27 protein-coding genes are annotated in these 25,862 nt (G+C 71.9%); 17 read left to right on the plus strand and 10 right to left on the minus strand.

Features of this window, described 5'->3' with window-relative positions:
- The 4 genes from alr to ACLU3S_RS22735 all read left to right on the plus strand — a co-directional run.
- Nucleotides 1–1,127, plus strand: a 1,127-nt coding sequence (gene alr, locus ACLU3S_RS22720; protein WP_413953770.1) for an alanine racemase, incomplete at its 5' end; no start/stop codon positions are given.
- Nucleotides 1,128–1,229: 102 nt separating this feature from the next.
- Nucleotides 1,230–2,498: an alpha/beta fold hydrolase gene (locus ACLU3S_RS22725; protein ID WP_413953771.1), complete on the plus strand. Its 1,269-nt coding sequence runs from the start codon at nt 1,230–1,232 to the stop codon at nt 2,496–2,498.
- On the plus strand, nt 2,455–2,976 hold the full coding sequence (tsaE, locus tag ACLU3S_RS22730; protein WP_413953772.1) for a tRNA (adenosine(37)-N6)-threonylcarbamoyltransferase complex ATPase subunit type 1 TsaE: 522 nt from the start codon (nt 2,455–2,457) through the stop codon (nt 2,974–2,976). The genes ACLU3S_RS22725 and tsaE overlap by 44 nt, the downstream gene beginning before the upstream one ends.
- 126 nt (nt 2,977–3,102) lie before the next feature.
- A complete protein-coding gene (locus ACLU3S_RS22735; RefSeq protein WP_413953773.1) occupies nt 3,103–3,270 on the plus strand; it encodes a hypothetical protein in 168 nt (55 codons plus the stop codon).
- Between the two features lie 101 nt (nt 3,271–3,371).
- On the opposite strand, the gene ACLU3S_RS22740 is transcribed toward ACLU3S_RS22735, so the two are convergent.
- On the minus strand, nt 3,372–3,932 hold the full coding sequence (locus ACLU3S_RS22740) for a hypothetical protein (RefSeq protein ID WP_413953774.1): 561 nt from the start codon (nt 3,930–3,932) through the stop codon (nt 3,372–3,374).
- A 113-nt stretch (nt 3,933–4,045) separates the two neighbouring features.
- Between ACLU3S_RS22740 and tsaB the strand changes: the two genes are divergently transcribed.
- From tsaB to ACLU3S_RS22760, 4 genes are read left to right on the plus strand one after another with little or no spacing between them, the layout of a single operon-like run.
- The gene (gene tsaB / locus ACLU3S_RS22745; protein WP_413953775.1) at nt 4,046–4,702 is read left to right on the plus strand and encodes a tRNA (adenosine(37)-N6)-threonylcarbamoyltransferase complex dimerization subunit type 1 TsaB; all 657 of its coding nucleotides are present in this window, start codon (nt 4,046–4,048) and stop codon (nt 4,700–4,702) included.
- Between the two features lie 17 nt (nt 4,703–4,719).
- Nucleotides 4,720–5,193, plus strand: a complete 474-nt coding sequence (gene rimI, locus ACLU3S_RS22750; protein WP_413953793.1) for a ribosomal protein S18-alanine N-acetyltransferase — start codon at nt 4,720–4,722, stop codon at nt 5,191–5,193.
- The gene (tsaD, locus tag ACLU3S_RS22755) at nt 5,186–6,274 is read left to right on the plus strand and encodes a tRNA (adenosine(37)-N6)-threonylcarbamoyltransferase complex transferase subunit TsaD (protein ID WP_413953776.1); all 1,089 of its coding nucleotides are present in this window, start codon (nt 5,186–5,188) and stop codon (nt 6,272–6,274) included. Before rimI ends, tsaD begins: the two co-directional genes overlap by 8 nt.
- Nucleotides 6,271–6,528, plus strand: a complete 258-nt coding sequence (locus ACLU3S_RS22760; protein ID WP_413953777.1) for a hypothetical protein — start codon at nt 6,271–6,273, stop codon at nt 6,526–6,528. Before tsaD ends, ACLU3S_RS22760 begins: the two co-directional genes overlap by 4 nt.
- 207 nt (nt 6,529–6,735) lie before the next feature.
- Here ACLU3S_RS22760 and ACLU3S_RS22765 read toward each other — a convergent pair whose 3' ends face one another.
- Nucleotides 6,736–7,602: a hypothetical protein gene (locus tag ACLU3S_RS22765; RefSeq protein ID WP_413953778.1), complete on the minus strand. Its 867-nt coding sequence runs from the start codon at nt 7,600–7,602 to the stop codon at nt 6,736–6,738.
- Nucleotides 7,603–7,828: 226 nt separating this feature from the next.
- Here ACLU3S_RS22765 and ACLU3S_RS22770 point away from each other — a divergent pair, with 226 nt between their 5' ends.
- The 3 genes from ACLU3S_RS22770 to ACLU3S_RS22780 all read left to right on the plus strand — a co-directional run bounded on the left by ACLU3S_RS22770 (nt 7,829) and on the right by ACLU3S_RS22780 (nt 10,675).
- Nucleotides 7,829–8,884 carry an LCP family protein gene (locus ACLU3S_RS22770; RefSeq protein ID WP_413953779.1) on the plus strand — a complete coding sequence of 352 codons (1,056 nt, stop codon included), beginning with the start codon at nt 7,829–7,831 and terminating at the stop codon, nt 8,882–8,884.
- 117 nt (nt 8,885–9,001) lie between these two features.
- Nucleotides 9,002–9,358 (plus strand): YciI family protein, encoded by a 357-nt coding sequence (locus tag ACLU3S_RS22775; protein ID WP_413953780.1) that lies wholly within the window; start codon nt 9,002–9,004, stop codon nt 9,356–9,358.
- A gap of 42 nt (nt 9,359–9,400) precedes the next feature.
- Nucleotides 9,401–10,675, plus strand: coding sequence for an RNA polymerase sigma factor (locus ACLU3S_RS22780; RefSeq protein ID WP_413953781.1), 1,275 nt, complete (start codon nt 9,401–9,403; stop codon nt 10,673–10,675).
- Between the two features lie 228 nt (nt 10,676–10,903).
- Here the strand turns inward: ACLU3S_RS22780 and ACLU3S_RS22785 are convergent, their stop codons facing one another.
- Nucleotides 10,904–12,067: a THUMP-like domain-containing protein gene (locus tag ACLU3S_RS22785; protein WP_413953782.1), complete on the minus strand. Its 1,164-nt coding sequence runs from the start codon at nt 12,065–12,067 to the stop codon at nt 10,904–10,906.
- A 91-nt stretch (nt 12,068–12,158) separates the two neighbouring features.
- Between ACLU3S_RS22785 and ACLU3S_RS22790 the strand changes: the two genes are divergently transcribed.
- The 4 genes from ACLU3S_RS22790 to groL all read left to right on the plus strand — a co-directional run bounded on the left by ACLU3S_RS22790 (nt 12,159) and on the right by groL (nt 16,203).
- Nucleotides 12,159–13,076, plus strand: a complete 918-nt coding sequence (locus ACLU3S_RS22790; protein WP_413953783.1) for a polysaccharide deacetylase family protein — start codon at nt 12,159–12,161, stop codon at nt 13,074–13,076.
- On the plus strand, nt 13,073–13,888 hold the full coding sequence (locus tag ACLU3S_RS22795; protein ID WP_413953784.1) for a polysaccharide deacetylase family protein: 816 nt from the start codon (nt 13,073–13,075) through the stop codon (nt 13,886–13,888). The genes ACLU3S_RS22790 and ACLU3S_RS22795 overlap by 4 nt, the downstream gene beginning before the upstream one ends.
- 255 nt (nt 13,889–14,143) lie before the next feature.
- The gene (groES, locus tag ACLU3S_RS22800) at nt 14,144–14,452 is read left to right on the plus strand and encodes a co-chaperone GroES (RefSeq protein ID WP_067397107.1); all 309 of its coding nucleotides are present in this window, start codon (nt 14,144–14,146) and stop codon (nt 14,450–14,452) included.
- Between the two features lie 122 nt (nt 14,453–14,574).
- Nucleotides 14,575–16,203 carry a chaperonin GroEL gene (gene groL, locus ACLU3S_RS22805; RefSeq protein WP_413953785.1) on the plus strand — a complete coding sequence of 543 codons (1,629 nt, stop codon included), beginning with the start codon at nt 14,575–14,577 and terminating at the stop codon, nt 16,201–16,203.
- Between the two features lie 169 nt (nt 16,204–16,372).
- Here the strand turns inward: groL and ACLU3S_RS22810 are convergent, their stop codons facing one another.
- From ACLU3S_RS22810 to ACLU3S_RS22835, 6 genes are all read right to left on the minus strand, one after another.
- Nucleotides 16,373–18,661, minus strand: coding sequence for an ABC transporter permease (locus tag ACLU3S_RS22810; RefSeq protein WP_413953786.1), 2,289 nt, complete (start codon nt 18,659–18,661; stop codon nt 16,373–16,375).
- Nucleotides 18,658–19,323: an ABC transporter ATP-binding protein gene (locus tag ACLU3S_RS22815; protein ID WP_413953794.1), complete on the minus strand. Its 666-nt coding sequence runs from the start codon at nt 19,321–19,323 to the stop codon at nt 18,658–18,660. Before ACLU3S_RS22815 ends, ACLU3S_RS22810 begins: the two co-directional genes overlap by 4 nt.
- 117 nt (nt 19,324–19,440) lie before the next feature.
- A complete protein-coding gene (locus tag ACLU3S_RS22820; protein ID WP_413953787.1) occupies nt 19,441–19,851 on the minus strand; it encodes a hypothetical protein in 411 nt (136 codons plus the stop codon).
- A gap of 975 nt (nt 19,852–20,826) precedes the next feature.
- A complete protein-coding gene (locus ACLU3S_RS22825) occupies nt 20,827–21,534 on the minus strand; it encodes an ester cyclase (RefSeq protein ID WP_413953788.1) in 708 nt (235 codons plus the stop codon).
- A 76-nt stretch (nt 21,535–21,610) separates the two neighbouring features.
- Nucleotides 21,611–22,384 (minus strand): SDR family NAD(P)-dependent oxidoreductase, encoded by a 774-nt coding sequence (locus tag ACLU3S_RS22830; protein ID WP_413953789.1) that lies wholly within the window; start codon nt 22,382–22,384, stop codon nt 21,611–21,613.
- A gap of 53 nt (nt 22,385–22,437) precedes the next feature.
- Complete coding sequence (locus tag ACLU3S_RS22835; protein WP_413953790.1) at nt 22,438–23,106, minus strand: MOSC domain-containing protein; 669 nt, start codon at nt 23,104–23,106, stop codon at nt 22,438–22,440.
- Between the two features lie 79 nt (nt 23,107–23,185).
- Between ACLU3S_RS22835 and ACLU3S_RS22840 the strand changes: the two genes are divergently transcribed.
- Entirely contained in the window at nt 23,186–24,094 is a 909-nt protein-coding gene (locus tag ACLU3S_RS22840; RefSeq protein ID WP_413953791.1) for a LysR family transcriptional regulator, read from the plus strand.
- Nucleotides 24,095–24,197: 103 nt separating this feature from the next.
- Here ACLU3S_RS22840 and ACLU3S_RS22845 read toward each other — a convergent pair whose 3' ends face one another.
- A complete protein-coding gene (locus ACLU3S_RS22845; protein WP_413953792.1) occupies nt 24,198–24,527 on the minus strand; it encodes a WhiB family transcriptional regulator in 330 nt (109 codons plus the stop codon).
- A 381-nt stretch (nt 24,528–24,908) separates the two neighbouring features.
- Here ACLU3S_RS22845 and ACLU3S_RS22850 point away from each other — a divergent pair, with 381 nt between their 5' ends.
- Nucleotides 24,909–25,520, plus strand: coding sequence for a response regulator transcription factor (locus ACLU3S_RS22850; RefSeq protein WP_003948568.1), 612 nt, complete (start codon nt 24,909–24,911; stop codon nt 25,518–25,520).
- Nucleotides 25,521–25,862: the final 342 nt, after the last annotated feature.

A 25,862-nucleotide genomic window follows, 5' to 3' on the forward strand; every position in this document is an offset into this window, starting at 1 on the left:
GCGCCGAGATCGATCTGGGTGCCCTGCGCGCCAATGTGCGGGCCCTGTGTGCCCGGGCCGGGGACGCGGCCGTGATGGCCGTCGTCAAGGCCGACGGGTACGGCCACGGGGCGCTGCCGTGCGCCCGCGCGGCCCTGGCGGCGGGGGCGACCTGGCTCGGCACGGCCACGCCCGAGGAGGCCCTCGCGCTGCGCGCGGCCGGGCTGCCGGGACGGATGCTGTGCTGGCTGTGGGTGCCCGGCGGGCCCTGGCGGCAGGCGATCGAGGCCGACATCGACGTGTCGCTGAGCGGGATGTGGGCGCTGCGGGAGGTCGTGGCGGCCGCCCGGGAGGCCGGCCGGGTCGCACGCGTGCAGCTCAAGGCGGACACCGGTCTCGGACGCAACGGCTGCCAGCCCGGAGCGGACTGGGAGGAACTGGTCGGCGCGGCCCTGCGCGCCGAGGCCGAGGGGCTGGTCCGCGTCACCGGCCTGTGGTCGCACCTCGCCTGCGCCGACGAGCCCGGGCACCCCTCGACCGACGCGCAGCTGGCGCGGTTCCGGGAGATGCTCGCCCACGCCGAGGCGCGGGGGGTGCGGCCCGAGGTGCGGCACATCGCCAACTCGCCGGCCACGCTGACCCTGCCCGAGACCCACTTCGACCTGGTCCGCCCGGGCATCGCCATGTACGGCATCTCGCCCGGCCCCGAGCTCGGCACCCCGGCCGACTTCGGCCTGCGCCCGGTGATGACGGTCAGCGCCTCGCTGGCGCTGGTCAAGCACGTGCCGGGCGGGCACGGGGTCAGCTACGGCCACCACTACGTCACGTCCGGCGACACCACCCTCGGCCTCGTCCCCATCGGCTACGGCGACGGCATCCCGCGGCACGCCTCCGGCACCGGTCCCGTCCTGGTCGACGGCAAGTGGCGGACCGTCGCCGGACGGGTCGCCATGGACCAGTTCGTGGTGGACCTGGGCGGCGACGACCCCCGGGCGGGCGCCGAGGCCGTGCTGTTCGGGCCCGGCGACCGCGGGGAGCCCACCGCCGAGGACTGGGCGCAGGCCTGCGGCACGATCGCGTACGAAATCGTCACACGCATCGGATCCCGCGTTCCCCGCGTCTATGTGAACGGGAAAGAACTCGGGTAACCGGTTCGAGGGCGGGGACTGCGGAACACGCGTCATCCGCACCACCGGTACCACCCTTTTCACCCATCCAGCGAACTGCAGTACGGCACAGAGGAGCGGTACGTGAGCGAGAGCAGCGCGGAGGCCGTGGCGGACATCGTCGCCTCCGCGGCCGCCGTCTCCGCCGCGGGAGCGGCCGGGAGCTGGCGCAGGGCGACCGGCATCGCCGGTGCCGCGATAGGCGTCCTCGCCGCGGGAGCGGCGGCCGGAGTCGCCGTGGAGCGGATGACCGTGGGGCGTGGAATGCGCCGCAAGGCACGGCTGGCGCTGGACTCCGCGGGGCCGTACGGCACCCTGCGCGGCATGCCGGGCAAGGCGTGCGCCGACGACGGCACCGAGCTGTACTACGAGGTCGACGAGACCCACCCCGACCCGGGCCCCGGGGTCTCCCCGCGCCGGCGGCGGCTGTTCGGCCGCAAGGCGCCCGCTCCCGTCACCGTCGTCTTCTGCCACGGCTACTGCCTCAGCCAGGACTCCTGGCACTTCCAGCGGGCGGCCCTGCGCGGGGTCGTCCGCACCGTGCACTGGGACCAGCGCAGCCACGGTCGGTCCGCGCGCGGCGTGGCCCAGACCCGGGACCGGGTGCCCGTCACCATCGACCAGCTCGGCCGCGACCTGAAGGCCGTCCTCGACACCGCCGTACCGGACGGGCCGATCGTGCTGGTGGGCCACTCGATGGGCGGGATGACCGTGATGGCCCTCGCCGCCCAGTACCCCGAGCTGATCCGGGAACGGGTCGTCGCCACCGCCTTCGTGGGGACGTCGTCCGGGCGGCTCGGCGAGGTGAACTTCGGGCTGCCGGTCGCCGGGGTCAACGCGGTGCGCCGGATCCTGCCCGGGGTGCTGAAGGCGCTGGGCCAGCAGGCGGCGCTGGTGGAGAAGGGGCGCCGGGCCACCGCCGACCTGTTCGCCGGGATCATCAAGCGGTACTCGTTCGCGGGGCGGGACGTGGACCCGGCCGTCGAGCGGTTCGCGGAGCGGATGATCGAGTCCACGCCGATCGACGTGGTCGCCGAGTTCTACCCGGCCTTCACCGACCACGACAAGACGGGCGCGCTGGCCTGCTTCCGGGACATGCCCGTGCTGGTGCTGGCCGGCGTGCAGGACCTGGTCACGCCCAGCGCGCACAGCGAGGCCATCGCCGACCTGCTCCCGGACGCCGAACTGGTGCTCGTGCCGGACGCCGGGCACCTGGTGATGCTGGAGCACCCGGAAGTGGTCACCGACCGGCTCGCCGACCTGCTCACCCGGGCGGGTGCGGTGCCGGCAGGGGCTACCGTAAGTGGCTATGGAACGTCCCGCAGCACCAGCAGCACCGCGCGACCGCGCTGAGACCCGGCTGACGATCACCTCGCCCGACCAGATGCGGGAGCTGGGCCGGCGGCTGGCCAAGCTGCTGCGCGCCGGTGACCTGGTGATGCTGAGCGGGGAACTGGGCGCGGGCAAGACCACGCTGACCCGCGGGCTCGGCGAGGGGCTCGGCGTGCGCGGCGCCGTCACCTCGCCGACCTTCGTGATCGCCCGGGTGCACCCCTCGCTGGGGGACGGCCCGCCCCTCGTCCACGTCGACGCCTACCGGCTCGCCGGCGGCCTCGACGAGATGGAGGACCTGGACCTCGACGTCAATCTGCCGGAGTCGGTGATCGTCGTCGAATGGGGCGAGGGCAAGGTCGAGGAGCTGACGGAGGACCGGCTCCAGGTCGTCATCCACCGCGCCGTCGGTGACACCACGGACGAGGTGCGGCACGTGACGCTGACCGGAGTGGGCCCGAGGTGGGCCGAGGCCGGGCTGGAGGCGCTCGCGGCCTGAGCGGCGTCGCTTTCCGACAGCGCGTCGGCAAGATGTTGCGCGGGGCCTTCCGGGCGTGGTGACATGGTATTCAGCCCGTGGTTAGGCGTGCCTCACCACGCCCGCCCCCGCACTCCAGGAGGCGCCATGACCGCTTCTCGCCCCACGGAGCAGCCCGCGCCGCCCGCGCCCACCGGGGTGTCCATGCGCGACCTGCTGGCGTCGTGCGCTGCCGCGGACGCGATCTCCCGCCCACCGCGGGGCCCGGAGCCCCGCGACCCCCGGCGGACCGAGCGCCCCCGCAAGGCCGCCTGACGCTTCGACCGCACCCTGCGCGACGCATGGGCCTGTTCACGCCCAGCGGATGACGCGTGGGCCTGTATACGCCTGGCGGATGACGCGTGGGCCCCCTACGCCTAGCGGATCACCACCACCCGCACGCCGATCGTGGCGAACCGCCACATCGCGTTCCCGTCGGTCCGCGTCTCGCGGATGCCGCCCGTCTTCACGCCCGGGTCGGGGACCATCTGCCCCGCGTCGCCCACCGCCGCACTGAAGCCGATCACCACCCCGTCCACGCTGGTGAACCGCACGACGTGCTCGACGGGGATGCCGTCCGTGCCGGTGACCGCGTGGGACCGGGACGTGACCCAGTACATGCCGGGCGGCGGGTCCACGGTCCCCGGCCTGACGCGGAAGGTGCGCTGCACCCGGTTCCCCGCGCTCACCAGCCACACCCGGTCGTCGTCCACCGAGTACACGACCCGTTCGCCCGTACCGGAGCCGCGCGGCAGGGCGGTCGGGTTGCGCCGGTCCCGGGGGGCCTTCGTGAAGGGCGCCCCGGGCGCCCCGTACGCGCCCGGCCTGCCGCCCAGCCCCGCGGGGACGGTCGCCTGGGCCTGGTGGGCGAGGAAGCCGACCGCCCCGATGGCCGCAGCGGTGAGGCCGGCCACGATCACCGAGCTGGTCCCTGCCACGTGCACCCACCTCTGCTTCGTGCCATATGTCCTACTTCATACAGACCGTAGCAGTCGGTGACCGTCCCACCGGGACGGCCGTGCGCGAGGCGCGGGCGCCGTAGGCTGTTCGCGTGCTCTTGCTCGCTCTGGATACCGCAACACCCGCCGTCACCGTCGCCCTGCACGACGGCACCGACGTCGTCGCCTCCTCGAGCCAGGTGGACGCGCGCCGGCACGGGGAGCTTCTGCTGCCGGCCGTCGACCGGGTACTCGCCGAGGCCGGCCTGAAGCTCGAGGCGGTCACGGGGATCGCCGTCGGCATCGGGCCCGGCCCCTACACCGGACTGCGCGTCGGCCTGATGACCGCCGACACCTTCGGTCTGGCGCTCGGCGTCCCGGTGCACGGCGTGTGCACCCTGGACGCCCTCGCCTACGCCGCCGACATCGAGAAGGGCCCTTTCGTCGTGGCGACCGACGCCCGGCGCAAGGAGGTCTACTGGGCGACGTACGCCGACTCGCGGACCCGGCTCACCGACCCGGCCGTGGACCGCCCCGGCGACATCGCCGAGCGGGTCGCCGGGCTCCCGGCGGTCGGCGCGGGCGCGCTGCTCTACCCCGACACGTTCCCGAGCGCCCACGAGCCCGAGCACGTGTCCGCCGCCGCCCTCGCCTCCCTCGCCGCCGAGCGGCTGGCCGCGGGGGAGCGGCTGCCGGCGCCCCGTCCGCTGTACCTGCGCCGCCCCGATGCCCAGGTCCCCAAGAACTACAAGGTGGTCACACCGAAGTGACCGTACGACTGCGCGAGATGCGCTGGTGGGACATCGACCGGGTCCTGGAGCTGGAGAAGGACCTGTTCCCCGAGGACGCCTGGTCCCGCGGCATGTTCTGGTCCGAGCTGGCCCACGCCCGGGGCCCGGAGGCCACGCGCCGCTATGTCGTGGCGGAGTCCGAGGGCCGGCTCATCGGCTATGCGGGCCTCGCCGCCTCCGGCGAGCAGGGCGACATCCAGACCATCGCCGTCGCCCGCGAACACCAGGGCACCGGCCTCGGCGGACGGCTGCTGACCGAGCTGCTGCGCGCGGCGACCGCCTTCGAGTGCCACGAGGTGATGCTCGAGTGCCGGGTCGACAACCTGGCCGCACAGAAGCTCTACGAGCGCTTCGGCTTCGTCCCCATCGGGTTCAGACGCGGCTACTACCAGCCGGGGAACGTGGACGCCCTGGTGATGCGCCTGACCGACCCGGCCTCTTCAGTACAAGGAACCGAGATCAATGGCTGACGAACCCCTCGTCCTCGGCATCGAGACGTCCTGCGACGAGACCGGCGTCGGTATCGTCCGCGGCACCACCCTGCTGGCGGACGTCGTCGCCTCCAGCGTGGACGAGCACGCCCGCTTCGGCGGTGTCGTACCGGAGGTGGCCTCCCGCGCGCACCTGGAGGCGATGGTCCCGGCCATCGAGCGCGCGCTGAAGCAGGCCGGCGTCCGCGCGAAGGACCTCGACGGCGTCGCGGTCACCGCGGGCCCCGGCCTCGCGGGCGCCCTCCTCGTCGGCGTCTCGGCGGCCAAGGCGTACGCCTACGCCCTGGGCAAGCCCCTGTACGGGGTCAACCACCTGGCCTCCCACATCTGTGTCGACCAGCTGGAGCACGGCCCGCTGCCCGAGCCGACGATGGCCCTGCTGGTCTCCGGCGGGCACTCCTCGCTGCTGCTGTCCGAGGACATCACCTCCGACGTCCGCCCGATGGGCTCGACCATCGACGACGCGGCGGGCGAGGCCTTCGACAAGATCGCCCGCGTGCTGGACCTGGGCTTTCCCGGCGGCCCGGTCATCGACCGGTACGCCCGGGAGGGCGACCCGCAGGCCATCGCGTTCCCGCGGGGCCTGACCGGTCCGCGCGACCCCGCCTACGACTTCTCCTTCTCCGGCCTGAAGACCTCCGTGGCCCGCTGGATCGAGGCCAGGCGCGCGGCCGGCGAGGAGGTTCCGGTACGCGACGTGGCCGCCTCCTTCCAGGAGGCCGTCGTCGACGTGCTGACCCGCAAGGCCGTCCGCGCCTGCAAGGACCAGGGCGTCGACCACCTGATGATCGGCGGCGGTGTGGCGGCCAACTCCCGGCTGCGCGCGCTCGCCCAGGAGCGCTGCGAGGCGGCCGGCATCCGGCTGCGCGTGCCGCGGCCCAAGCTGTGCACGGACAACGGCGCGATGGTGGCCGCGCTCGGCGCCGAGATGGTCGCCCGCAACCGGGCCGCCTCCGGCTGGGACCTGTCGGCCGACTCCTCGCTGCCCGTCACGGACCCCCACGTCCCGGGCAACCACGACCACGTGCACGAGGTCAGCAAGGAGAACCTGTACTCATGACGGTCGCGCTGATGTGGGAGGCACGCGCCGTCGAAGGCCGGGGCGCGCAGCTGCTCGCCTGGGTGCGGGAGCAGCGGCTCGCCCGGGAGCCGCTGCGGCGCGAGACCTTCCGCGCGCCGCAGGACCGGGTGCTGGTCATCACCTGGTGGGACGCGTCGTACGACGCCGAGCTGCCGGAACTGCCCGAGCCGGACGGCGAGTTGGTGACGCGGGCGGTGCACCGGTGGCGGTTCGAGGCGGTGCCGGAGGACTGAGGCCCTGCCGGCCGACTGAGGTTGCGTCACCCCACCCCGTCTGCGCTATGATCATCACACAGCGAACGGCCGGAACACCGGCCCGGGCGCAGTGCGTTGGTGGTCCAAGGAAAGACGCCCCGCTTCCTGCGGGGAGATGCAGGTGCAAGGCCTGCCCGGCGCTCCATCGGAACCCCGCCTCCGGCTCCTCGGAGGCGGGGTTCCGCGTTACCGGCGGGCGGCCCGCTCTGCCTCCCGGCCCGGGTACGCGGAAGCCGGAGCCGTCCTCGCCGCCCGCCGCTCCTTGAGCTGTGCGTACGCCGTCATCCCGAACAGCACGGCGAGCAGCACGGCCGACGAACCTGCCGTGCCCAGATTCAGACCGCCCTTGGCGACGGGCTTGGTGAGCAGGTCCCCGGCGGTGGCGCCCAGCGGGCGGGTCAGCACGAAGGCGATCCAGAAGAGCAGCACGTTCGGCACGGCCGGCACCTTCATCAGGACAACGAGGAGCAGCAGGGCACCGGTCACCAGGGCCGCGCCGCCCAGGTAGCCCAGGCCCGAGCTGTCGGAGAGGAAGTCGCCCATCGAGGTGCCGAGCGTGTTGGAGACCAGGATCGCCGACCAGAACAGGGCCTCGCCCCCGAAGGTGACGATCCCGGTGATCCGGAAGGTCATCCCGCTCAGCTTCCAGCCCAGGAAGACCAGTAGCAGGACCGAGACGAGGATCGCGGCGCCCTCCGGATAGCCGAGGCCCAGCCCTTGGGGGCCCCAGCCGAGCCGGGTCGCGCCGTCCGGGAGGTATTCGGCGCCGGCGTCGCGGTTCATGAAGTCGGACGTGGTGGTGCCGGCCATGGACGTCGACAGGATGACGGTCCAGTAGAAGAACGGGTTGTAGCGCGCCGAGCGCAGCTGGACGACCAGTGTCACCACGAAGACCAGGAACAGGGCGACGGTGGTGAGGAAGTAGCCCAGCTTCAGCGTCTGGGCGAACAGGTCGCCCGCGGTCTCGCCCAGGGTCGTCGCCGCGATCTTCATGATCCAGAACGCGAGGGTGACCTCCGGGAGTTTCTTCGTCACCGATGCGGGCGTCGTCACGTGGAGCTCCTGTGAGGAGGTGTCAGATCTCGCGCCGACCTTCCCAGCACCGACCGGAAGACATCCTGAACCCGCGCCGCACGGGGGCCGCTTTTTGCCGAAGCCTGTGCCGGGGGTCACTCGGTCGAGCCACCCCGCCACCCTTCTGGATGAGAATTTCCCAAGAAAGGTGGCTCTCGCGGCCTCGGCTAACAGTCCGCTAATAATTCGGACCTATGTTCCTGTCGTGACGCGACACGAGGAGCACGACGACGCCGGCATACCCGGGGGCCGGCGGTCCGGAACCCTGAAGATCGTCGGCCTCGCCCTGGCGGGCGCCCTGGTGCTGGGCACGGCCACCGTGGGCTGGGCCTACTGGCATCTCGACCACAACATCAAGAGCGTCGACATCGACAGCGCGCTCGGCGACGACCGGCCCGCCAGGGCGGCGGCCACCCCGTCCGCGAGCGCCTCGGTCTCCACCGCGCCCCTGCCGACCGGTTCCCTGAACATCCTGGTCCTCGGCTCGGACTCGCGCAGCGGCAAGGCCAACAAGAAGCTGGGCGGCGGCGACAGCTCCGGCGCCCGGTCCGACACGGCGATGGTCGTGCACATCGACGCGGGCCGCACCAGGGCCACCGTGGTCAGCATCCCGCGCGACACGCTCGTCACGCGGCCGTCGTGCCCGCTGCCCTCCGGCGGCTCGACGGCGGTGGCGTACCACGCCATGTTCAACAGCGCCTACGCGGTGGGTGGCCCGGTGTGCGCGGTGAAGACGGTCGAGTCCGTCACCGGTGTCCGCATGGACCACTTCATCGAGATCGACTTCGCGGGCTTCGCCAAGCTCGTCGACGCGCTCGGCGGGGTGGACGTCACCACCGCGCAGAACATCGACGACGACATGAGCCACCTGCACCTGAAGGCCGGCCCCCACCACCTGGACGGCACCCAGGCCCTGGCCCTCGCGCGCACCCGGCACGGCATAGGCGACGGCAGCGACCTCGGCCGCATAGGGCTGCAGCAGATGCTGGTCAAGGCGCTCCTGCGGCAGATGGCCGACACGAACCTGCTCACCGACCCCGCCCAGCTGTACAAGGTCGCCGACGCGGTCACCACGAGCCTGACGACGGACACCGGCCTGGACTCCCTGAGCGAGCTGATGCGGCTCGGCCAGAGCCTGCAGGGACTGACCGCCGGCCACGTGAAGACGGTGATGATGCCGGTCGTCCAGGCGCCCACCGACCCCAACCGGGTGATCGCGAAGGAACCCGCAGCGAGCGACCTGTGGGCGTCCCTGCGCTGACCGGAAGAAATTTCCCGGAGTTTTTCCCGCTTCGGTGTCGATCCCGGTGCCTCCCGTTCGACGCAAGGGGTGAGCGGTGGGGACGAGGCCCCGCCGCCCCGATCCGAAGGAGTCACCATGCCCCGCTACCTGTCGCTCGTGCGCATCGACGAGTCCTCCGCCCCCGCCGAGGGCCCCAGCGAGGAGTTGATGCAGCGGATGGGCGCGCTGATCGAGGAGATCACCAAGGCCGGCGTCATGCTCGACACCGCCGGCCTGACCCCGTCCGCCCAGGGCACCCGGGTGCGCTGGGAGGGCGGCAGGATCTCCGTCACCGACGGGCCCTTCACCGAGTCCAAGGAGGTCGTCGGCGGCTACGCCCTGATGCAGTGCAAGGACAAGGCCGAGGCGCTGGAGTGGACCAAGCGGTTCCTGCAGGTCCACGAGGACTTCTGGACCGTGACCTGTGAGGTGCGCGAGATCGCCGAGGGCTGAGCGCGCTGGCGCCGTGCCGCGCCGGGGTGTTGAGTGTGGGCTGTGGAAGAGCCACAGCCCACACCGGCCCCCGCGATCGAGACCGTGTTCCGCCTGGAGTTCCCTCGCGTCGTCGCCGGCGTCGCCCGCATCGTCCGCGACGTCGGCATCGCCGAGGAACTGGCGCAGGACGCGCTGGTCGCCGCCCTGGAGCAGTGGCCCCGCGACGGCGTGCCCGGCAACCCGGGGGCCTGGCTCATGGCCACCGCCCGGCGTCGCGCCGTCGACCTGATCCGGCGCCGTGAGACCTACGCCCGCAAGCTCGCCGAGATCGGCCGGGACCTGGAGACGACGGCCCCGCCGCCCGAGCCCGCCGACCCGCACGACATCGACGACGACCTGCTCCGGCTCCTCTTCACCGCCTGCCACCCGGTGCTGTCGCCCCAGGCCCGCACCGCGCTCACCCTGCGCCTGCTCGGCGGCCTGACCACGGCCGAGATCGCCCGCGCCTTCCTCGTCCCCGAGCCGGCGATCGCCCAGCGCATCGTCCGCGCCAAACGGACCCTCGCCACGAGGAACGTCGCCTTCGAGGTGCCGTACGGACCCGAGCGCGAGGCCCGCCTTGGCTCCGTTCTGGATGTCATCTACCTGATCTTCAACGAGGGGTACGCGGCGACCGCCGGTGACGACCTGCTGCGCCCCGGTCTGTGCGAGGACGCGCTGCGCCTGGCCCGTGTGCTGTCCGCGCTGATGCCCAAGGAGCCCGAGGTGCACGGTTTGACCGCGCTCCTGGAGTTCCAGGCGTCCCGCACGGCTGCCCGGACAGGTCCGGACGGCGATCCGGTCCTGCTCAAGGACCAGAACCGCCGCCGCTGGAACCGCATGCTGATCGCGCGCGGCGTCCAGGCCCTCGACCGGGCCGGGGCCACAGCGACCGGAGCACCCGGCCCCTACGCCCTGCAGGCAGCCATCGCCGCATGCCATGCGCACGCGTACACGTACGAGGAGACCGACTGGCGCGCCATCGCCACGCTGTACGGCCTGCTGGCCGCCCGGGCCCCGTCCCCGGTGGTCGAGCTGAACCGCGCGGTCGCCGTGTCGATGGCCGACGGCCCGGTCGAGGGCCTGAAGCTGGTGGACGCCCTGGCCGCCGAGCCCGCCCTGCGCGACTACCACCTCCTGCCCAGCGTCCGCGGCGACCTGCTGGCCCGCCTCGGACGCACCGCCGAGGCCCGGGCCGAGTTCGCCCGCGCGGCCGGCCTGGCACGCAACGAGAGGGAACGGCAACTGCTGCTGCGCCGAGCCGAGGAGACGCCGTCCTCGTGCCGTGAGTCCTGAGTCCGCCGACAGTTCTCTCCGGAGGCGTCCCGGACCGCAGCCCGCGCCGTGGGAACGGAGCGCCGGGGGGGGGCGGGCGGAGCCGGAGCGCCGGGCGCGGCGGCGCAAGGGCGGCACGCCCGCCGGCCGGGGCCCGTCCGGAGCCCCGGCCGGCTGGGACGGGCAGCAGCGCCGGCCGGTGGGTGACGCTGCTGTGGAAGGCGGTCACCGTGTGCACCCACCACGTCGTCAGGCGGGCCCGCCCACGAGCATCGTGGGTGCCCCCGCGACCCGGGTGAGGAACACGGTCGCCGCGTGCGGCCCCTGCGGTTTGACCTTCCGGCGCAGCTCCTCCGGCTCGACCGCCGACCCGCGCTTCTTCACGGTCAGGGTGCCGACCTCGCGCTCCCGCAGCAGGGCCTTCAACTTCTTCACGTTGAAGGGCAGGTGGTCGGTGATCCGGTAGGCCGTGGCGTACGCGGTGGGCCGCAGCTCGTCGGCGGTGACGTACGCGATGGTCGGATCGATCAGCCCGCCGCCGACCTCCTCGGCGACCTCCGCGACCAGGTGCGCGCGGATCACGGCGCCGTCGGGTTCGTACAGATACCGTCCCACCGGCCGGACTTCGGGGTCGGGCAGCCCCCGCCCGGCGAGCGTGCGCGGACCGGGCAGCAGGGTGGCCCGGACCCCGCCCGGCGCCCCGGTGCCGAACCAGAGCACCGCCTCCTTCACGTCCCCGCCGTCGGAGATCCACTCGGCCTCGGCCTCGGCGGGCACCGCCTCGTGCGGGACGCCCGGGGCGATCTTCAGGGCGGCGCGGGGTGCCTTCAGCGCGGTGGCCACCGCCCAGGACAGCGGCGGCGAGTACGCCTCGGGGTCGAAGATCCTGCCGCGTCCGCCCCGCCGGGCCGGGTCCACGAACACCGCGTCATACCCGGCGGTGTCCACGCCCGTGACGTCGGCCTCCCGCACCTCGATCAGGTCGGCCAGCCCCAGCGCCTCGGCGTTCGCCCGCGCCACGGCCGCCGTCAGCGGGTCCCGGTCCACGGCCAGAACCCGGATCCCGGCCCGCGCCAGCGCGATGGCGTCCCCGCCGATCCCGCAGCACAGGTCGGCCACCGAGGCCACGCCCAGATCCCTCAGCCGCCGTGCCCGGTACTCCGCCACGCTCGCCCGCGTCGACTGCTCGACCCCGTTCGGCGTGAAGAACATCCGCCGCGCGTCCGCCGGCGCGAACTTCGCCGTAGCCCGCTGCCGCAGCCGGGCCTGGCCCAGCGCGGCCGAGACCAGCTCGGCGGGGTGGTCGCGGCGCAGCCGGGTGGCGACGGCGAGTTCGTCCGCCGGGGCGGTGTCGCGGACCTCTTCGAGGAGGGCACGGCCTTCGGGGGTGAGGAGCAGAGCCAGGTCGTTCACCGGCTCATTGTGGGCCAGTCGGTGGACGGTGCGCCTCCGGGCGGCGGTGTCGGCCGGGCCGCAGGGCCGTGGCCTGAGAAGATCCAACGCCATGCGACTAGTAGTACAAAATGACAAAAGTCGGGCGCAGGTGCGCAGAATCGCGCTATGGTGCGGCGTCGCCGTTCTCGCCTCGGCCGGCCTGGTCACCGGCTGTTCCGGGTCCGGCCCCACGGCCCCCCGCCCGGCCGCCGGTCGGGGCGGCCCCGCCCACGCCGCGGACCCGCGGGCCCGCCAGGCCGCCGAACACGCCCGTCTGGTCGCCGCCGCCCAGCGGTGGGGACTCGACGAGGTGCCGCTGACGCCCCCGCCGCCGCCCAAGGTGAAGCCCCGCATCACGGCCCGCCCCGGGTTCGAGGTGAGCCACCAGGTCGACTGGGATCTGCCGCCCGTCTTCACCACGGTCCCCACCACGAACAAGGTCGTCTTCCTCACCATCGACGACGGCTCGGAGAAGGATCCCCGGTTCCTGCAGATGATGCGGGACCTGAAGATCCCGTACACGGCCTTCCTCAGCAACTACCTGGTGAAGGACGACTACGGCTACTTCCGCACGATGCAGTCGTACGGGAACACCCTCAACAACCACACCCTGCACCACCCGTACCTGCCGGGCCTGTCCTACGAGGAGCAGAAGCACGAGATCTGCGACATGCAGGACATCATGCAGAAGCAGTTCGGCAAGCGCCCAAGGCTCCTCCGGCCGCCCTACGGCAACTACAACCAGGACACCCTGGTCGCCGCCAAGTCCTGCGGCATCAAGTACGCGCCGATCTGGAACGAGGAGGTGTACGTCGACCACTGGGAGTTCCGCGAGGACGACCAGCGGCTGCGCCCCGGCGACATCGTCCTCACCCACTTCCGCGGCCGCGACGAGTGGGACGGCACGATGGTGGACGACATGCGCCGCTTCCTGAACAAGGTCACGCGCGAGGGCTACGCCGTGGCCCGCCTGGAGGACTACCTGTGAGGCGGGTGCGGGGCCCGGCCGCGGCCCTCGCCGCGGCACTGCTCCTCGCGGGCTGCGCCCCGTCCGTCGACCCCATCGAACGCCTGGGCAAGAAGGCGGCCGAGGGAGTACGCCCGCACCGCCCCGCCCCCGCCCAGCCCTATCGGCACTGGGGACTGACCGAGCCGCTCGCCCGGCCCCCCGTGCCCGCCGCCCACCCCCTCGGGGTGCACCCGGGCGGCCGCACCCTGCCCCCGGTCGTCGACCACGTCCCCACCCGCGACCGGGTCGTCTTCCTCACCTACGACGACGGCGCCGAGCGCGACCCCCGCTTCGTCTCCATGGTCCGCGAACTCCGGCTCCCCGTGAGCATGTTCCTCACCGACAGCGTGGCCGGCCCCGGCTACGGCCACTTCGCCCGCCTGCACGCCGCCGGCGCCGGCCTCCAGAACCACACCCTCGACCACCGCGCCCTTGCCGGACTGCCGTACGCCGGCCAGCGCGCCGAGATCTGCGGCCAGCAGGACCGGCTCCGATCGCGCCTCGGCGTCCGGCCCCGCCTCTTCCGGCCGCCCTACGGCACGTACGACACCACCACCCTGCGAGCGGCGGCCGACTGCGGCATCTCCTCGGTCGTCCTCTGGCGGGCCGCCATGACCCCGACCGACCTCGTCTACCGCCGGGGCCCCCACCACCTGCGCCCCGGCGACATCGTCCTGGTCGGCCCGGACGAGGCGACGGGACCGAGCCTCAGGGAACGCACGGCGAGGGTCCTGCGCAGGGTGCAGCAGCGGGGACTGACGGTGGGGCGGCTGGAGGACTACCTGAACTGACCGGCAACGGCGTCGACCGGCCCGTCCGGCGCGCACGGAGGGACCCGGCGCCGACGGGATTGCGCCGACGCGCCGCACGGCATTGGCACTCCGCTTGACCGAGTGCTAATCGCAGTCATAGTCTCGGCACTGGCACTCCCCCCTGGAGAGTGCCAACAACGCGACGGGCAGGTCCGGCACCCGCGACGACGGATCGACCTGGTCGCCACCTCAGACAGTTAACCCCGTGAGATCTCCGAAGGGGGAGGTCGGATCGTGACGACCACCAGCTCCAAGGTTGCCATCAAGCCGCTCGAGGACCGCATCGTGGTCCAGCCGCTGGATGCGGAGCAGACCACCGCCTCTGGCCTGGTCATCCCGGACACCGCGAAGGAGAAGCCCCAGGAGGGCGTCGTCCTGGCCGTGGGCCCGGGCCGCTTCGAGGACGGCAACCGCCTTCCGCTCGACGTCAAGGTCGGCGACGTCGTGCTCTACAGCAAGTACGGCGGCACCGAGGTGAAGTACAACAACGAGGAGTACCTCGTGCTCTCGGCTCGCGACGTGCTCGCGATCATCGAGAAGTAATCACCCCGAGCACCTTTTGCTCTTGAGCTGCGCCCCTGGCCCCTGCGACCGATAACGAAGCCGGGCGCCCGGGGCGCAGTCGTCTTGTCACCCATATTTTTTCCGAGAGGGCTCCCGCTGTCATGGCGAAGATCCTGAAGTTCGACGAGGACGCCCGTCGCGCCCTCGAGCGCGGCGTCAACAAGCTGGCCGACACGGTGAAGGTGACGATCGGCCCCAAGGGCCGCAACGTCGTCATCGACAAGAAGTTCGGCGCCCCCACCATCACCAACGACGGTGTCACGATCGCCCGCGAGGTGGAGATCGAGGACCCGTACGAGAACCTCGGCGCGCAGCTGGTGAAGGAGGTGGCGACCAAGACCAACGACATCGCGGGTGACGGCACCACCACCGCCACCGTGCTCGCCCAGGCGCTGGTCCGCGAGGGCCTGAAGAACGTCGCCGCCGGTGCCTCCCCGGCCGCTCTGAAGAAGGGCATCGACGCCGCGGTCAAGGCCGTCTCCGACGAGCTGCTCGCCTCGGCCCGCCCGATCGACGAGAAGTCCGACATCGCCGCCGTCGCCGCGCTGTCCGCCCAGGACCAGCAGGTCGGCGAGCTGATCGCCGAGGCGATGGACAAGGTCGGCAAGGACGGTGTCATCACCGTCGAGGAGTCCAACACCTTCGGTCTGGAGCTGGACTTCACCGAGGGCATGGCCTTCGACAAGGGCTACCTGTCGCCGTACTTCGTGACGGACCAGGAGCGCATGGAGGCCGTCCTCGACGACCCGTACATCCTGATCCACCAGGGCAAGATCTCCGCCATCGCGGACCTGCTGCCGCTGCTGGAGAAGGTCATCCAGGCGGGCTCCTCCAAGCCGCTGCTGATCATCGCCGAGGACGTCGAGGGCGAGGCCCTGTCGACGCTGGTCGTCAACAAGATCCGCGGCACCTTCAACGCCGTCGCGGTGAAGGCCCCCGGCTTCGGCGACCGCCGCAAGGCGATGCTGCAGGACATGGCCGTCCTCACCGGCGCCACCGTCATCTCCGAGGAGGTCGGCCTCAAGCTCGACCAGGTCGGCCTCGACGTGCTCGGCTCCGCCCGCCGCGTGACCGTCACCAAGGACGACACCACGATCGTCGAGGGCGCCGGCAAGCCGGAGGACCTCACCGGCCGCGTCGCGCAGATCAAGGCCGAGATCGAGAACACCGACTCCGACTGGGACCGCGAGAAGCTCCAGGAGCGCCTCGCGAAGCTGGCCGGCGGCGTGTGCGTGATCAAGGTCGGCGCCGCCACCGAGGTGGAGCTGAAGGAGAAGAAGCACCGCCTGGAGGACGCCATCTCCGCGACCCGCGCCGCGGTCGAGGAGGGCATCGTCTCCGGTGGTGGCTCCGCGCTGGTGCACGCCTCCAAGGTCCTCGACGGCAACCTCGACAAGGCCGGCGACGAGGCCACCGGTGTCGCGGTCGTCCGCAACGCCGTGGTCGAGCCGCTGCGCTGGATCGGCGAGAACGCCGGCCAGGAGGGCTACGTCATCGTCTCCAAGGTCAAGGACCTGGAGAAGGGCCAGGGCTACAACGCCGCCACCGGCGAGTACGGCGACCTGATCAAGGCCGGCGTCATCGACCCGGTCAAGGTCACCCGCTCCGCCCTGGAGAACGCCGCCTCCATCGCCTCCCTGCTGCTCACGACCGAGACCCTGGTCGTCGAGAAGAAGGAAGAGGAAGAGCCGGCCGCGGGCCACGGGCACGGCCACGGGCACGCCCACTGACGCAGGCCGTAAAGCCCGGTAAGCAGCAGGTCGCTTCACCCCGTCGCTGTGCGGCGGGGTGAAGTGCTGTTCGAGGACCGCTGGGAGTGGGGAACTTAGAGGTTCCTGCCCCGCCGCCCTACGGGCGCCTCCGTCTGCTGACAACACCCGCTCCTGGCCGGCCGTCAGGTCAGTCGCGGCGGATCAGCTCCGGATCGATCCGGCGGCCGACCAGCGGCAGTGAGCCCGCCGCCGCGGCCGCCACCACCGCTGCCACCGCCAGGGACAGCAGCGGCAGCCCGGCGACATCCCAGCGGATCGCGCCGCCGCCGGTGATCAGATAACTGGACTCGGCGAGCTTCCCGGTGACCACCGCGAGGACGAGGCCGAGACCGAGGGGCAGTACCACCTGGAGGCACTGCACGGCCCTCATGGTCCGCGCCCGCGCACCGATCAGGGTGACGGCGGTGACCTGTGACCGCCGTTCGACCGCGCGGTCGGTGACGGACACCAGGAAGGCGGCCGCACCGATGACCAGGCCCATGATCATGCCGAGGGCCAGCAGGGTCTCGACGACCGAGATCTGTTCGAGCCCCTGGACGTTCAGCCCGACCAGCTCCACCTCGGCGATGGGTGCGATCGCCCCGATGCCGTCGAGAACCTGGCGGACCCGCCCGGGCTCCGAGCTTCCGGAGAGCACCAACTCCCCGTCACGAGGCCGCGTGTGGGTGGGCAACGCGGACGGCGGGACGAGGAGTACGGCGTTGCCCACGGCGGACGCGGAGTACCCGCGGTAGACGACCCTCCCGGCGGGGAACTGGATGTCCAGGTGCCCGGCCCCGCCCCCCGAGAGGCGGAAGCGGAAGGGCGTGCCCGGCCGCACCCCGGCTCCGACACTGGAGTTGGGGTCCACGAGCCGCATCACCGTGCCGTCCACACAGCCCTCGGACCGCTGGACCAGGCGGTCCAGCTGCGCGCAGGTCGCCACCAGGGCGGTGGCCGACGACGCGAACGCGGCCTCGGGATCCTTCCTGCGGAAGTCCACCCAGGACTCCATCATGACCGTGTGGGTGCGCACGCCGGCCACGTCGGCGAGCTCCGCCTGCTGACGCGGGGTGAGACCGGACAGGGAGAGGGAGTAGTCCTGCACGGGCCCGGACGGCCGGGTGACCTGTTCCAGCTGGATCAGGACACCCTGGGCGAGCGACGCGGCGTAGACGAGGAGCACGAGACCGGTGACCACCCTCATCGTGCTGCCGGGCTCGGACTCGTTGCGCCGCATCGCCAGGTTGAGGGTGAGGGACCGGGTGGACCCGGCCACCCGGCGGGCGAGTACGTACGAGATCAACGGCAGCGTGAGCACGAGCCCGATTCCGGTCAGCACGACGCCGCCGACCACGAGAAGCGCGTTCACGCCCACGCTTGACGCAGGGTGCCCGAGCGCCCCGCTGACGCAGAAGCCGGAGACGATGCCCAGGCCGGCGACCAGCAGGAGGCCGCCCCACTTGGACGGCGGCCGCGGGAGTGCCGTACGGCGTACCGCCAGCGGGTTGGCGGCGGCTTCCCGCGCGCTCTTGCGGCCGACGAACCAGGCCAGCGCCGGGCAGCCGATCAGGCATACGGCGACGGTGCTCGCGGACAGTGCGCCGTCCCCTGGATACCACCGCAGCGCGGGCAGCCCCGTCCTGGACATCACCTGGTTGAGGACCCAGTACTCACCCAGGCCGAGCACCGCCCCGAGCAGCGCGGCGATCACGGTCTCCGCGGCGTTCACCCGCTGGGTGCCCTTGACGCTCAGGCCCAGCAGCCGAAGTGACGCCAGGCGGCGCATACGGCTGGCGGCCGACAGACGCGCACAGACGGACAGGAAGATTCCCAGCGGCAGCAGGACCAGCGTGGCCAGGGCGAACCGGACGTCCGTCAGTGTGGAGGGTTCGACGGCGGGGTAGGGGGCGTAGTCGTACCCGAACCCCTTCAGGGTCCGGCCCTGGTGGGCGATCCGGTCGCGGGTGGTGCCGATGTACGCGTACAGCTCGTCAGGATGAGCGAGTCCGGCCCCCGCGATGATGCCCTCCTCGTGTCCTGGCAGGAGCCCCTTGACGGCGGGTGCCGTCCGCAGGAGGTCGTGGACGCGCGGCGAGACGAACACCTCGCCGGGGCCGGGGAGCCGGGGCAGACCGGGCGGGGCCGACCGGGTCCCCTCGGTGCCCCGGGCGATGAACACGCGGGTGAACGGCCGGGATCCGTACGCGTCCGAGCGCTGGACGACCAGAGTCCCGCCCGCCGGTCCGCCCGCGGAGGTGACGGGTTGCCGCGCCGCGGTACGGCCGTCGTGGGCGTGCAGGATCGCCGGGACGGTGAGTACCAGGGCCAGGCAGCACACGCCTATGGAGCCGCCGGCCGCCATCAGGAGGAAACGTGTGCGGTTGCCCCGCCCCGCGCCGAAGAGCAGCCGCAGGCCGAGCAGGAACTCCGTCACGCCGCACCTCGCGGTGTGAGGATCCCGTCGGCCATGGTGTAGCGGGTGTCGGCCTGCGCGGCCACCCCGTGATCGTGCGTCACCAGGATCACGGCGGTGCCCTGCGAGCGGGCCAGCCCGAGGAACTCCTTGAGTACGGCGGCCGCGTTGGCACTGTCCAGGGAGCCCGTCGGCTCGTCCGCGAAGACGACCGCGGGCCGGTGCACCAGGGCCCGCGCCACCGCGGCGCGCTGGCTCTGTCCGCCCGAGACCTGCGAGGGCCGGCGATCGCGCAGCTCTCCGAGGCCGAGCCGCTCGAGCACCTCGCCCGCTCGGGCGAGAGCGGGCCGCTTGCGCCGGCCGGCCAGGCGCAGCGGCAGCGCGGTGTTCTCCTCGATGGTGAGTTCCGGGAGCAGTTCGCCGTACTGGAAGACGAACCCGAACCGTTCCCGGCGCAGCGTGCTGATCTCGTCGTCGGAGAGCTCCCCGAGCGAGCGCCCCTCGAACCGCACCCGGCCGCGGGTGGTGGGCAGAACCCCGGCGAGGCAGTAGAGCAGCGAGGACTTCCCGGAACCGCTCTGCCCGGTGATGGCCACGACCTCCCCCGCCGCGACGGAGAGTTGTGCACCGCGAACGGCGGGCTGATCACCGTAGGAGAGGTCGACTCCGTCGGCTGAGATGATCTCGGCGGGGACGGCGTCGGCCGAGTTGATGTATGGCGTGCTGATGGCTTCCCCCAAAGAAGCGTGCGGGCCCAGGGGCGAGTGCCCCTGGGCCCGAGGTCCTGCCGGAGCGCCCTCTTACCTCTGGTAGTGCTTCGTCGGCGAACAGTTGTCAGGGTTGAGCGAGCCCTTGTCACGGCAGACGCGGATGTAGGCGTCGTCGGTGTGCAGGGCGGCGCCGTCCCAGTTCAGCTGGTCGAGCGGGACGCTGTGCTTCTGCTTGCCGTTGTACCGGCTCCAGTCGTAGCCCTCGACACGGACCTGCATGTAGACGTTGTGGCCGTCACCGTTGTCGGTGTCGTTCAGGTTGCCCGCCCACTCGAAGGCGCCGTGGTGCTGGTTCGAGGGCCAGAAGGTGTACCGGCCGCTGGTGAACGAAGCGCCGCCGGTGGACAGCGTCGGAATGGTGTGCCACGAGACGGCCGCTGCCGTTCCCGCGGTGACGGCGAACAGCCCTGCGGCGATCGCGCCGACTGCCAACTTGCGCATTATTTCTCCCGTTTTGTGTTCAGCCCCGGATGGTCAGGTCCAGGGCCGTCGTGACGCTAGCAGTCGTAAAGAACGATTAAAGTCACGGTCAGTTCAATTCTGTACGCTTTTGATCATGTTTTTAAGTGGCAGGGTTTGCGTTCTCTTGACCCCTGCTTGATCGACGCTTTGTCACCAACTGGCCCCAGGAACCATGGTGGTGACGGAAAGTCAGCGCATCGGGTCCCGGAGCACGCCGTGGTTCACGCCCCCGCGGGCCGCCCTTCGGCTCCAGCGGGCAGCGCACACCGACGGTCTCGGCGATCTTGGGGTTGTCGGCGAAGCGGAGGAGGGTCAGGCCGGTCATCGTGACGTTTCTGTCGGTGGGGCCAATGAAAACTCGTGCTGTGGCCCTCGTGGCGTCAATTCTCGTCCTTTCCGGTTGCGGCCTCATCGGGGGCAGCGGAAGCAAGGGTGGGAAGTCTGACGCGTCGAAGGAGACGAACATGAACATGCAGGAGGCGGCCGATCACGGAGAGGGGATCATCGACGCGACCCTCAAGTCGAAGGCCACCGGAGCACCCCGGAAGCCCCTGGAGCCGGGTACCCCGGAGGCCAGGGGGCTTCCCTGTATCCACTCAGACTTCTGGTCCGCGTCCAACCCGATCACTACAGCTTCACCGACGCCGTCGCAGTAACGCGCAAGCCGCGGGCGGGGCATGATCCGGGCACGACTTCCTGCCTGTCTTCCCGCGGTCGACCGGTGACGGCCTGGTACCTCCGCCCCCTTTTCGCGCGGACGCGCCTCGACAGCAGGGTCCCGTACTTCGTTCACCAGCACCGGGACGGGCCGTGGCGTGTGATCTGGTCCTCCTGCGAGAGCGACGTGTGGTCAAGTCCCTCCTGCTCCCACTGGAACCCGGATCGCCGTGGCTACCAGCGCTCCCGTGGTGGGGGAGCCGTCGGCTTGGGGACAGCGGGCACCGAGCACCTCCGTTACTTCTCCAACTCGTCCAACGCCCCCAGCTGTTGCATCAGCCCCAGCTGGTCGTGCTGCCACCAGATCTCGGCGATCTTGCCGTTGTCGGCGAAGCGGAGGAGGGTCAGGCCGGTCATCGTGACGTTTCTGTCGGTGGGGCCGATCCCGAGGAAGTCTCCTGTGTGCTTGGCGTTCCAGGTCCAGCGGGCGCAGGCCCGGTCGCCCTGGGCGAGCACGTCCTCGACGGTGAAGGAGAAGTCGAAGGCCGCGCGCCACATCCGGTACTCGGCGCGGACCGCGTCGAGGCCGATGGTGTCCTGCGGGTTCATCGGGTCGTGGCTGTGGACGTCCTCGTCCAGCAGGTCGTTGAGCGGGGGCAGTTCGCCCGCGGTCGCGAGCGCCTCGAAGAACCGCCGCACGGTGTCCTCGGCCAGCCGCTCGTCCCGTACGACGTCCAGGCCGGTCAACGTCGGCGTCTCGTCGCACAGGCCGGCCATCTGCCGGAAGATCTTGCCGGTCTCCGGGAGGTTCGCAGTGCGCATCGCGTCCTCGTAGGACGCGAACTCCACCACTTCCACGAGGTGCGACGCGTCCGAGTGGTCCTTGCCGACCAGCGTGTGCGTCGCCGTGTGCCGTCCCCTGGTCCGGGTGACCCAGTCGTCCATCAGCCGGTTCATCTCGTCGGGCCGGCTCGTCCTGCACTCGATGAGCTGTACGAAGGTCATGACGCCGCCTCCGGCCCCCCTGGTCCGGTTTCCGTCACGTTCATTTTCGCACCGGACCGCCGGCGGCACCCGCGGACTACTGAGGGCCGTACCTGCGCCCGGTCTTGGAGCTGATGCCGCCCAGCAGCCCGCGCGGGGTCACCTTCACCAGGCCCATCAGCGCCTTGTAACGGGGGTCCGGGACGGACAGCGTCTTTCCGCGCGCCAGGTCGGCCAGCGCCGCCGCGACCAGCCTGTCGGCGTCGAGCCACATCCAGCCCGGGATGTTGTCCGTGCCCATCCCGGCCCGCTGGTGGAACTCGGTGCGCACGAAGCCGGGGCACAGCGCCATCAGCCGTACGCCGCTGCCCGCCAGGTCCTTGGCCGCGCCCTGGGTGAACTGCACGACCCACGCCTTGGACGCGCCGTAGGTGCCGCGCGGCACGAAGGCGGCCACGGAGGCGACGTTGACGATCCCGCCCCGGCCGCGCTCCCGCATCGCCTCGGCCGCCGCCGAGGTCAGCCGCAGCACCGCCTCGCAGTGCACCTTGAGCATCCTCAGCTCGTCCGCCATCGGGACCTCGAGATAGCGGCCCTTGTTGCCGAAGCCGGCGTTGTTGACCAGCAGGTCGACCGGGTTCTTCCGGTCGCCGAGCCGGCTCGCCACCGCCTCGATGCCCTTGTCCTCGGACAGGTCGGCGGTCAGCACCTCCACCTCGACGCCGTGCCGGTCGTGCAGCTCGGTCGCCTGTTCGCGCAGCCGCCCGGTGTCCCGTGCCACCAGCACCAGGTCGTGCCCGTCAGCCGCCAGCCGCCGCGCGAACGCGGCACCGATTCCCGCGGTCGATCCCGTAATCAGAGCCGTTGTCATGGCCCAAGGGTAGTGACCCGGAGCGATCGCGTCCGCTGGGCGGTGACGGCCCTTCAGCGGTCCCGGGCGGCGACGTACTTGCGGGCCGCGGCCAGCGCCTCCGGGTGCAGGGCCGGGCCCGCGGCGAGCAGCCGGGGCAGCAGTTCCCGCTCCGTGGTGGTCGCCCGGAACTCCAGCGCCGCGGTCACCCCGTGCTCCGGCCGGTGCACGATCTCGATCGGATCGCCGGTCCGTATCTCGCCCGGCTCGATCACCCGGAGGTAGGCACCCGTTGCGCCCTTCCGTGTGAACCTCTTGACCCAGCCGCGTTCGCCCATATGGCCCTGGAACGTGCGGCAGGGGATGCGGCCCGAGGTCACCTCCAGGACCACCGTCGGACCGATCCGCCAGCGCTCGCCGATCAGCGCCCCGGACACGTCCAGGCCGTCCGTCGTGAGGTTCTCGCCGAAGCAGCCGTTGGCCAACGATCGGCCGAGCTCGCGCTCCCACGCGTCGAGGTCCTCGCGCGCGAACGCGTACACCGCCTGGTCGTCCCCGCCGTGGTGCCTCAGGTCGCACACCGCGTCCCCGGCCAGGCCGCTGCCGCCGACCCCCTTCGGGCCCGGCGCCGACACCCGCACCGGTCCGCGGGCCGGCTCCTTGCCGATGCCCGTCAGGCCGTCCGCCTGGTCCGTGTACGGCACCGGCCGCGGCCGGCCGATGTTGACCGAGAGAAGCCTCATGGCCGCACGGTACGGAAAGCGCCTCAAAGCGTCGAGCGAATATTCTCCGCCGTCCCCAAGCAGCCCTTATGCTCGGAGGGTGATCGAGGCCCGTCATCTCCGCGTCCTGCGCGCCGTCGCCACCACCGGCTCCTTCTCGGCGGCGGGGCGCGAGCTGGGCTGCACCCAGCCCGCCGTCAGCCAGCAGATGAAGGCCCTGGAAGCCTCGGTGGGCACCCCGCTGCTGATCCGCACCGGCCGCGAGATGCGCCTCACCGAGGCCGGCGAGGCCCTGGTCCGGCACGCCTCCGGCATCCTCGCCGGGCTCACCGCCGCCGAGGAGGAGGTCGCCGCCATCGCGGGCCTGCGGGCCGGCCGGGTCCGGCTGGTCTCTTTCCCGAGCGGCAGCTCCACCCTGGTCCCCACCGCCCTGGCCGCCCTGCGCGCCGCCCACCCCGGCACCCGCGTCTCCCTGGAGGAGGCCGAGCCCCCGAACTCCGTCGAGCTGCTGCGCGCGGGCGACTGCGACCTCGCGCTGGCCTTCCGCTACGAGGGCGCGGCGGTCGCCGAGGACTGGGACGACCTGGTCGTACGGCATCTGCTGACCGACCGCCTGGTGGCCCTGGTGCCCGAACGGCACCGGCTCGCGCGCGCGGAGACCGTCGCCATCGGCGAGCTGGCCGGGGAGCCCTGGATCGCCGGCTGCCCGCGCTGCCGGGGCCAGCTGGTGGAGGTGTGCGAGGGCGCCGGGTTCGCGCCGCGCATCGACTTCGCCACGGACGACTACCCGGCGGTGGTCGGCCTGGTCGGCGCGGGCCTGGGCGTCGCGGTGCTGCCGCAGCTGGCGGTGGAGTCGGTACGGCCGAGAGGGGCGCGCGCGGTGCGGCTGGAGCCGGCGGTGCGGCGGGAGATCGTCGCCCTCACCCTGCCCGACCTGGCGCAGGTGCCGGCCGTGGCGGCGACGCTGGAGCAGCTGGCCCGGGCGGCCGGGCGCGCGGTCCAGGTGTAGGGGTACGGCGCAGGGGTACGGCGCAGAGTCATGGGCACGCACGTGGCGTGCCCAGGGGGAAGAATGGGTGCACCCGGTGGGCCGTGGGTGCAGAAACGTTCCTTCAGTGGTTTGGGCTCGCGTCGCCGCTGGTGGTCGAGGCAGACACCAGGCGGTTGCGTGCGCGCCCCATCAGCTCCTCACGCTCGTCCTCGGTAAGGCCTCCCCAGACGCCGTAGGGCTCGCGCACCGCCAGCGCATGTGCCGCGCACTCCGCACGTACCGGGCACCTCATGCAGACCTCCTTGGCCGAGTTCTCGCGAGCGCTCCGAGCCGCCCCGCGCTCGCCCTCCGGGTGGAAGAAGAGCGAGCTGTCCACCCCGCGGCAAGCAGCCAGCAGCTGCCAGTCCCACAGGTCCGCGTTCGGTCCGGGAAGGCGGGAGAAATCTGCCATTACGTGACCCCTTGTAGCCGTTCTGGGCGGATACGGTGCCAACGACCGTACATCTCCGGTCTAAGGAGATGTAAATATGACTCATTGCGAATCTAGCCCCGAACACTACGAAACGGGAAGAAAAGCAGCTGAATGGGGCACAGGTTGTGGTGAAAAGTTGAGGGTCCGTAGGGCATGTCTGCACCGTGTCGATGCCCTCACGTAGAGTGCCGATGACGGCATGCGGCCCCGTAACTCTTTCGAGTGACCATCGTTGAGAGTGCGGAGGCGGTTGAAAACACAAGCGCTCGGGCAGGCGTCCGAGACGGTCGACCGCACAGGTGACGAATCCGTACCAGCCTGGAGGCTCAAGGTGACGCGCATCAGCTGCGGAGGGCGGTCATGACATCCGTCCTCGTCTGCGACGACTCCCCGCTTGCCCGAGAAGCGCTCCGCCGCGCGGTCGCGACCGTGCCCGGTGTCGAGCGCGTGACGACGGCGGCCAACGGCGAGGAAGTCCTCCGCCGCTGGGGCGCCGACCGCTCCGATCTCATCCTGATGGACGTGCGCATGCCCGGCTTGGGCGGCGTCGAGACCGTGCGCCGGCTCCTCTCCGCCGACCCGGGCGCGCGCATCATCATGCTCACCGTCGCGGAGGACCTGGACGGCGTGGCCCTCGCGGTCGCCGCCGGCGCCCGGGGCTACCTGCACAAGGACGCCTCCCGCGCGGAGTTGCGCGCCACGGTGACGCAGGCGCTGGCCGACCCCACCTGGCGGCTCGCCCCGCGCCGCCTGCGCTCGGCCGAGATGGGCGCCGCGCCCACGCTCACCGCGCGTGAGATCCAGGTGCTCGAGGGCATGAGCCACGGCCGCTCCAACGCCGAGATCGGCCGCGAGCTGTTCCTCTCCGAGGACACCGTGAAGACGCATGCCCGGCGCCTGTTCAAGAAGCTCGGCGCCTCTGACCGCGCCCACGCGGTGGCGCTCGGCTTCCGCTGGGGACTGGTCAGGTAGGACGTGCACAGCCCCGCGCGGCACGCGGGGCCGGGCATCACGCCGCGCCGGGAAGGCATCCACGTCCCTCGGCGACGGCGGCCGGGTCCGCGGGCGCCGGCCACCGCCTCGCCTGAGGGCGTGCCGCGGTGGGCGCCGCGCGAGGGTCCGGGGTGCCCGGTCGAGGCGGACTGGAGTGTCTTCCAGGGGTGCACGGCCGATGAACGGGTCAGGTGTGCGCGGCCCTCGGGGACGCGCGTGTCCCCGGGTGGCTGAGGCGTGCCTCCGCCTGCGGTCGCGGCTCCTGGCCCCGCGCGAGGAGTCGATCGCGTGCGCCCGTCGGAGGCGTCCACCGGCTCCCTG

It is taken from the genome of Streptomyces sp. AF1A, assembly GCF_047340315.1.
GTDB lineage: Bacteria > Actinomycetota > Actinomycetes > Streptomycetales > Streptomycetaceae > Streptomyces.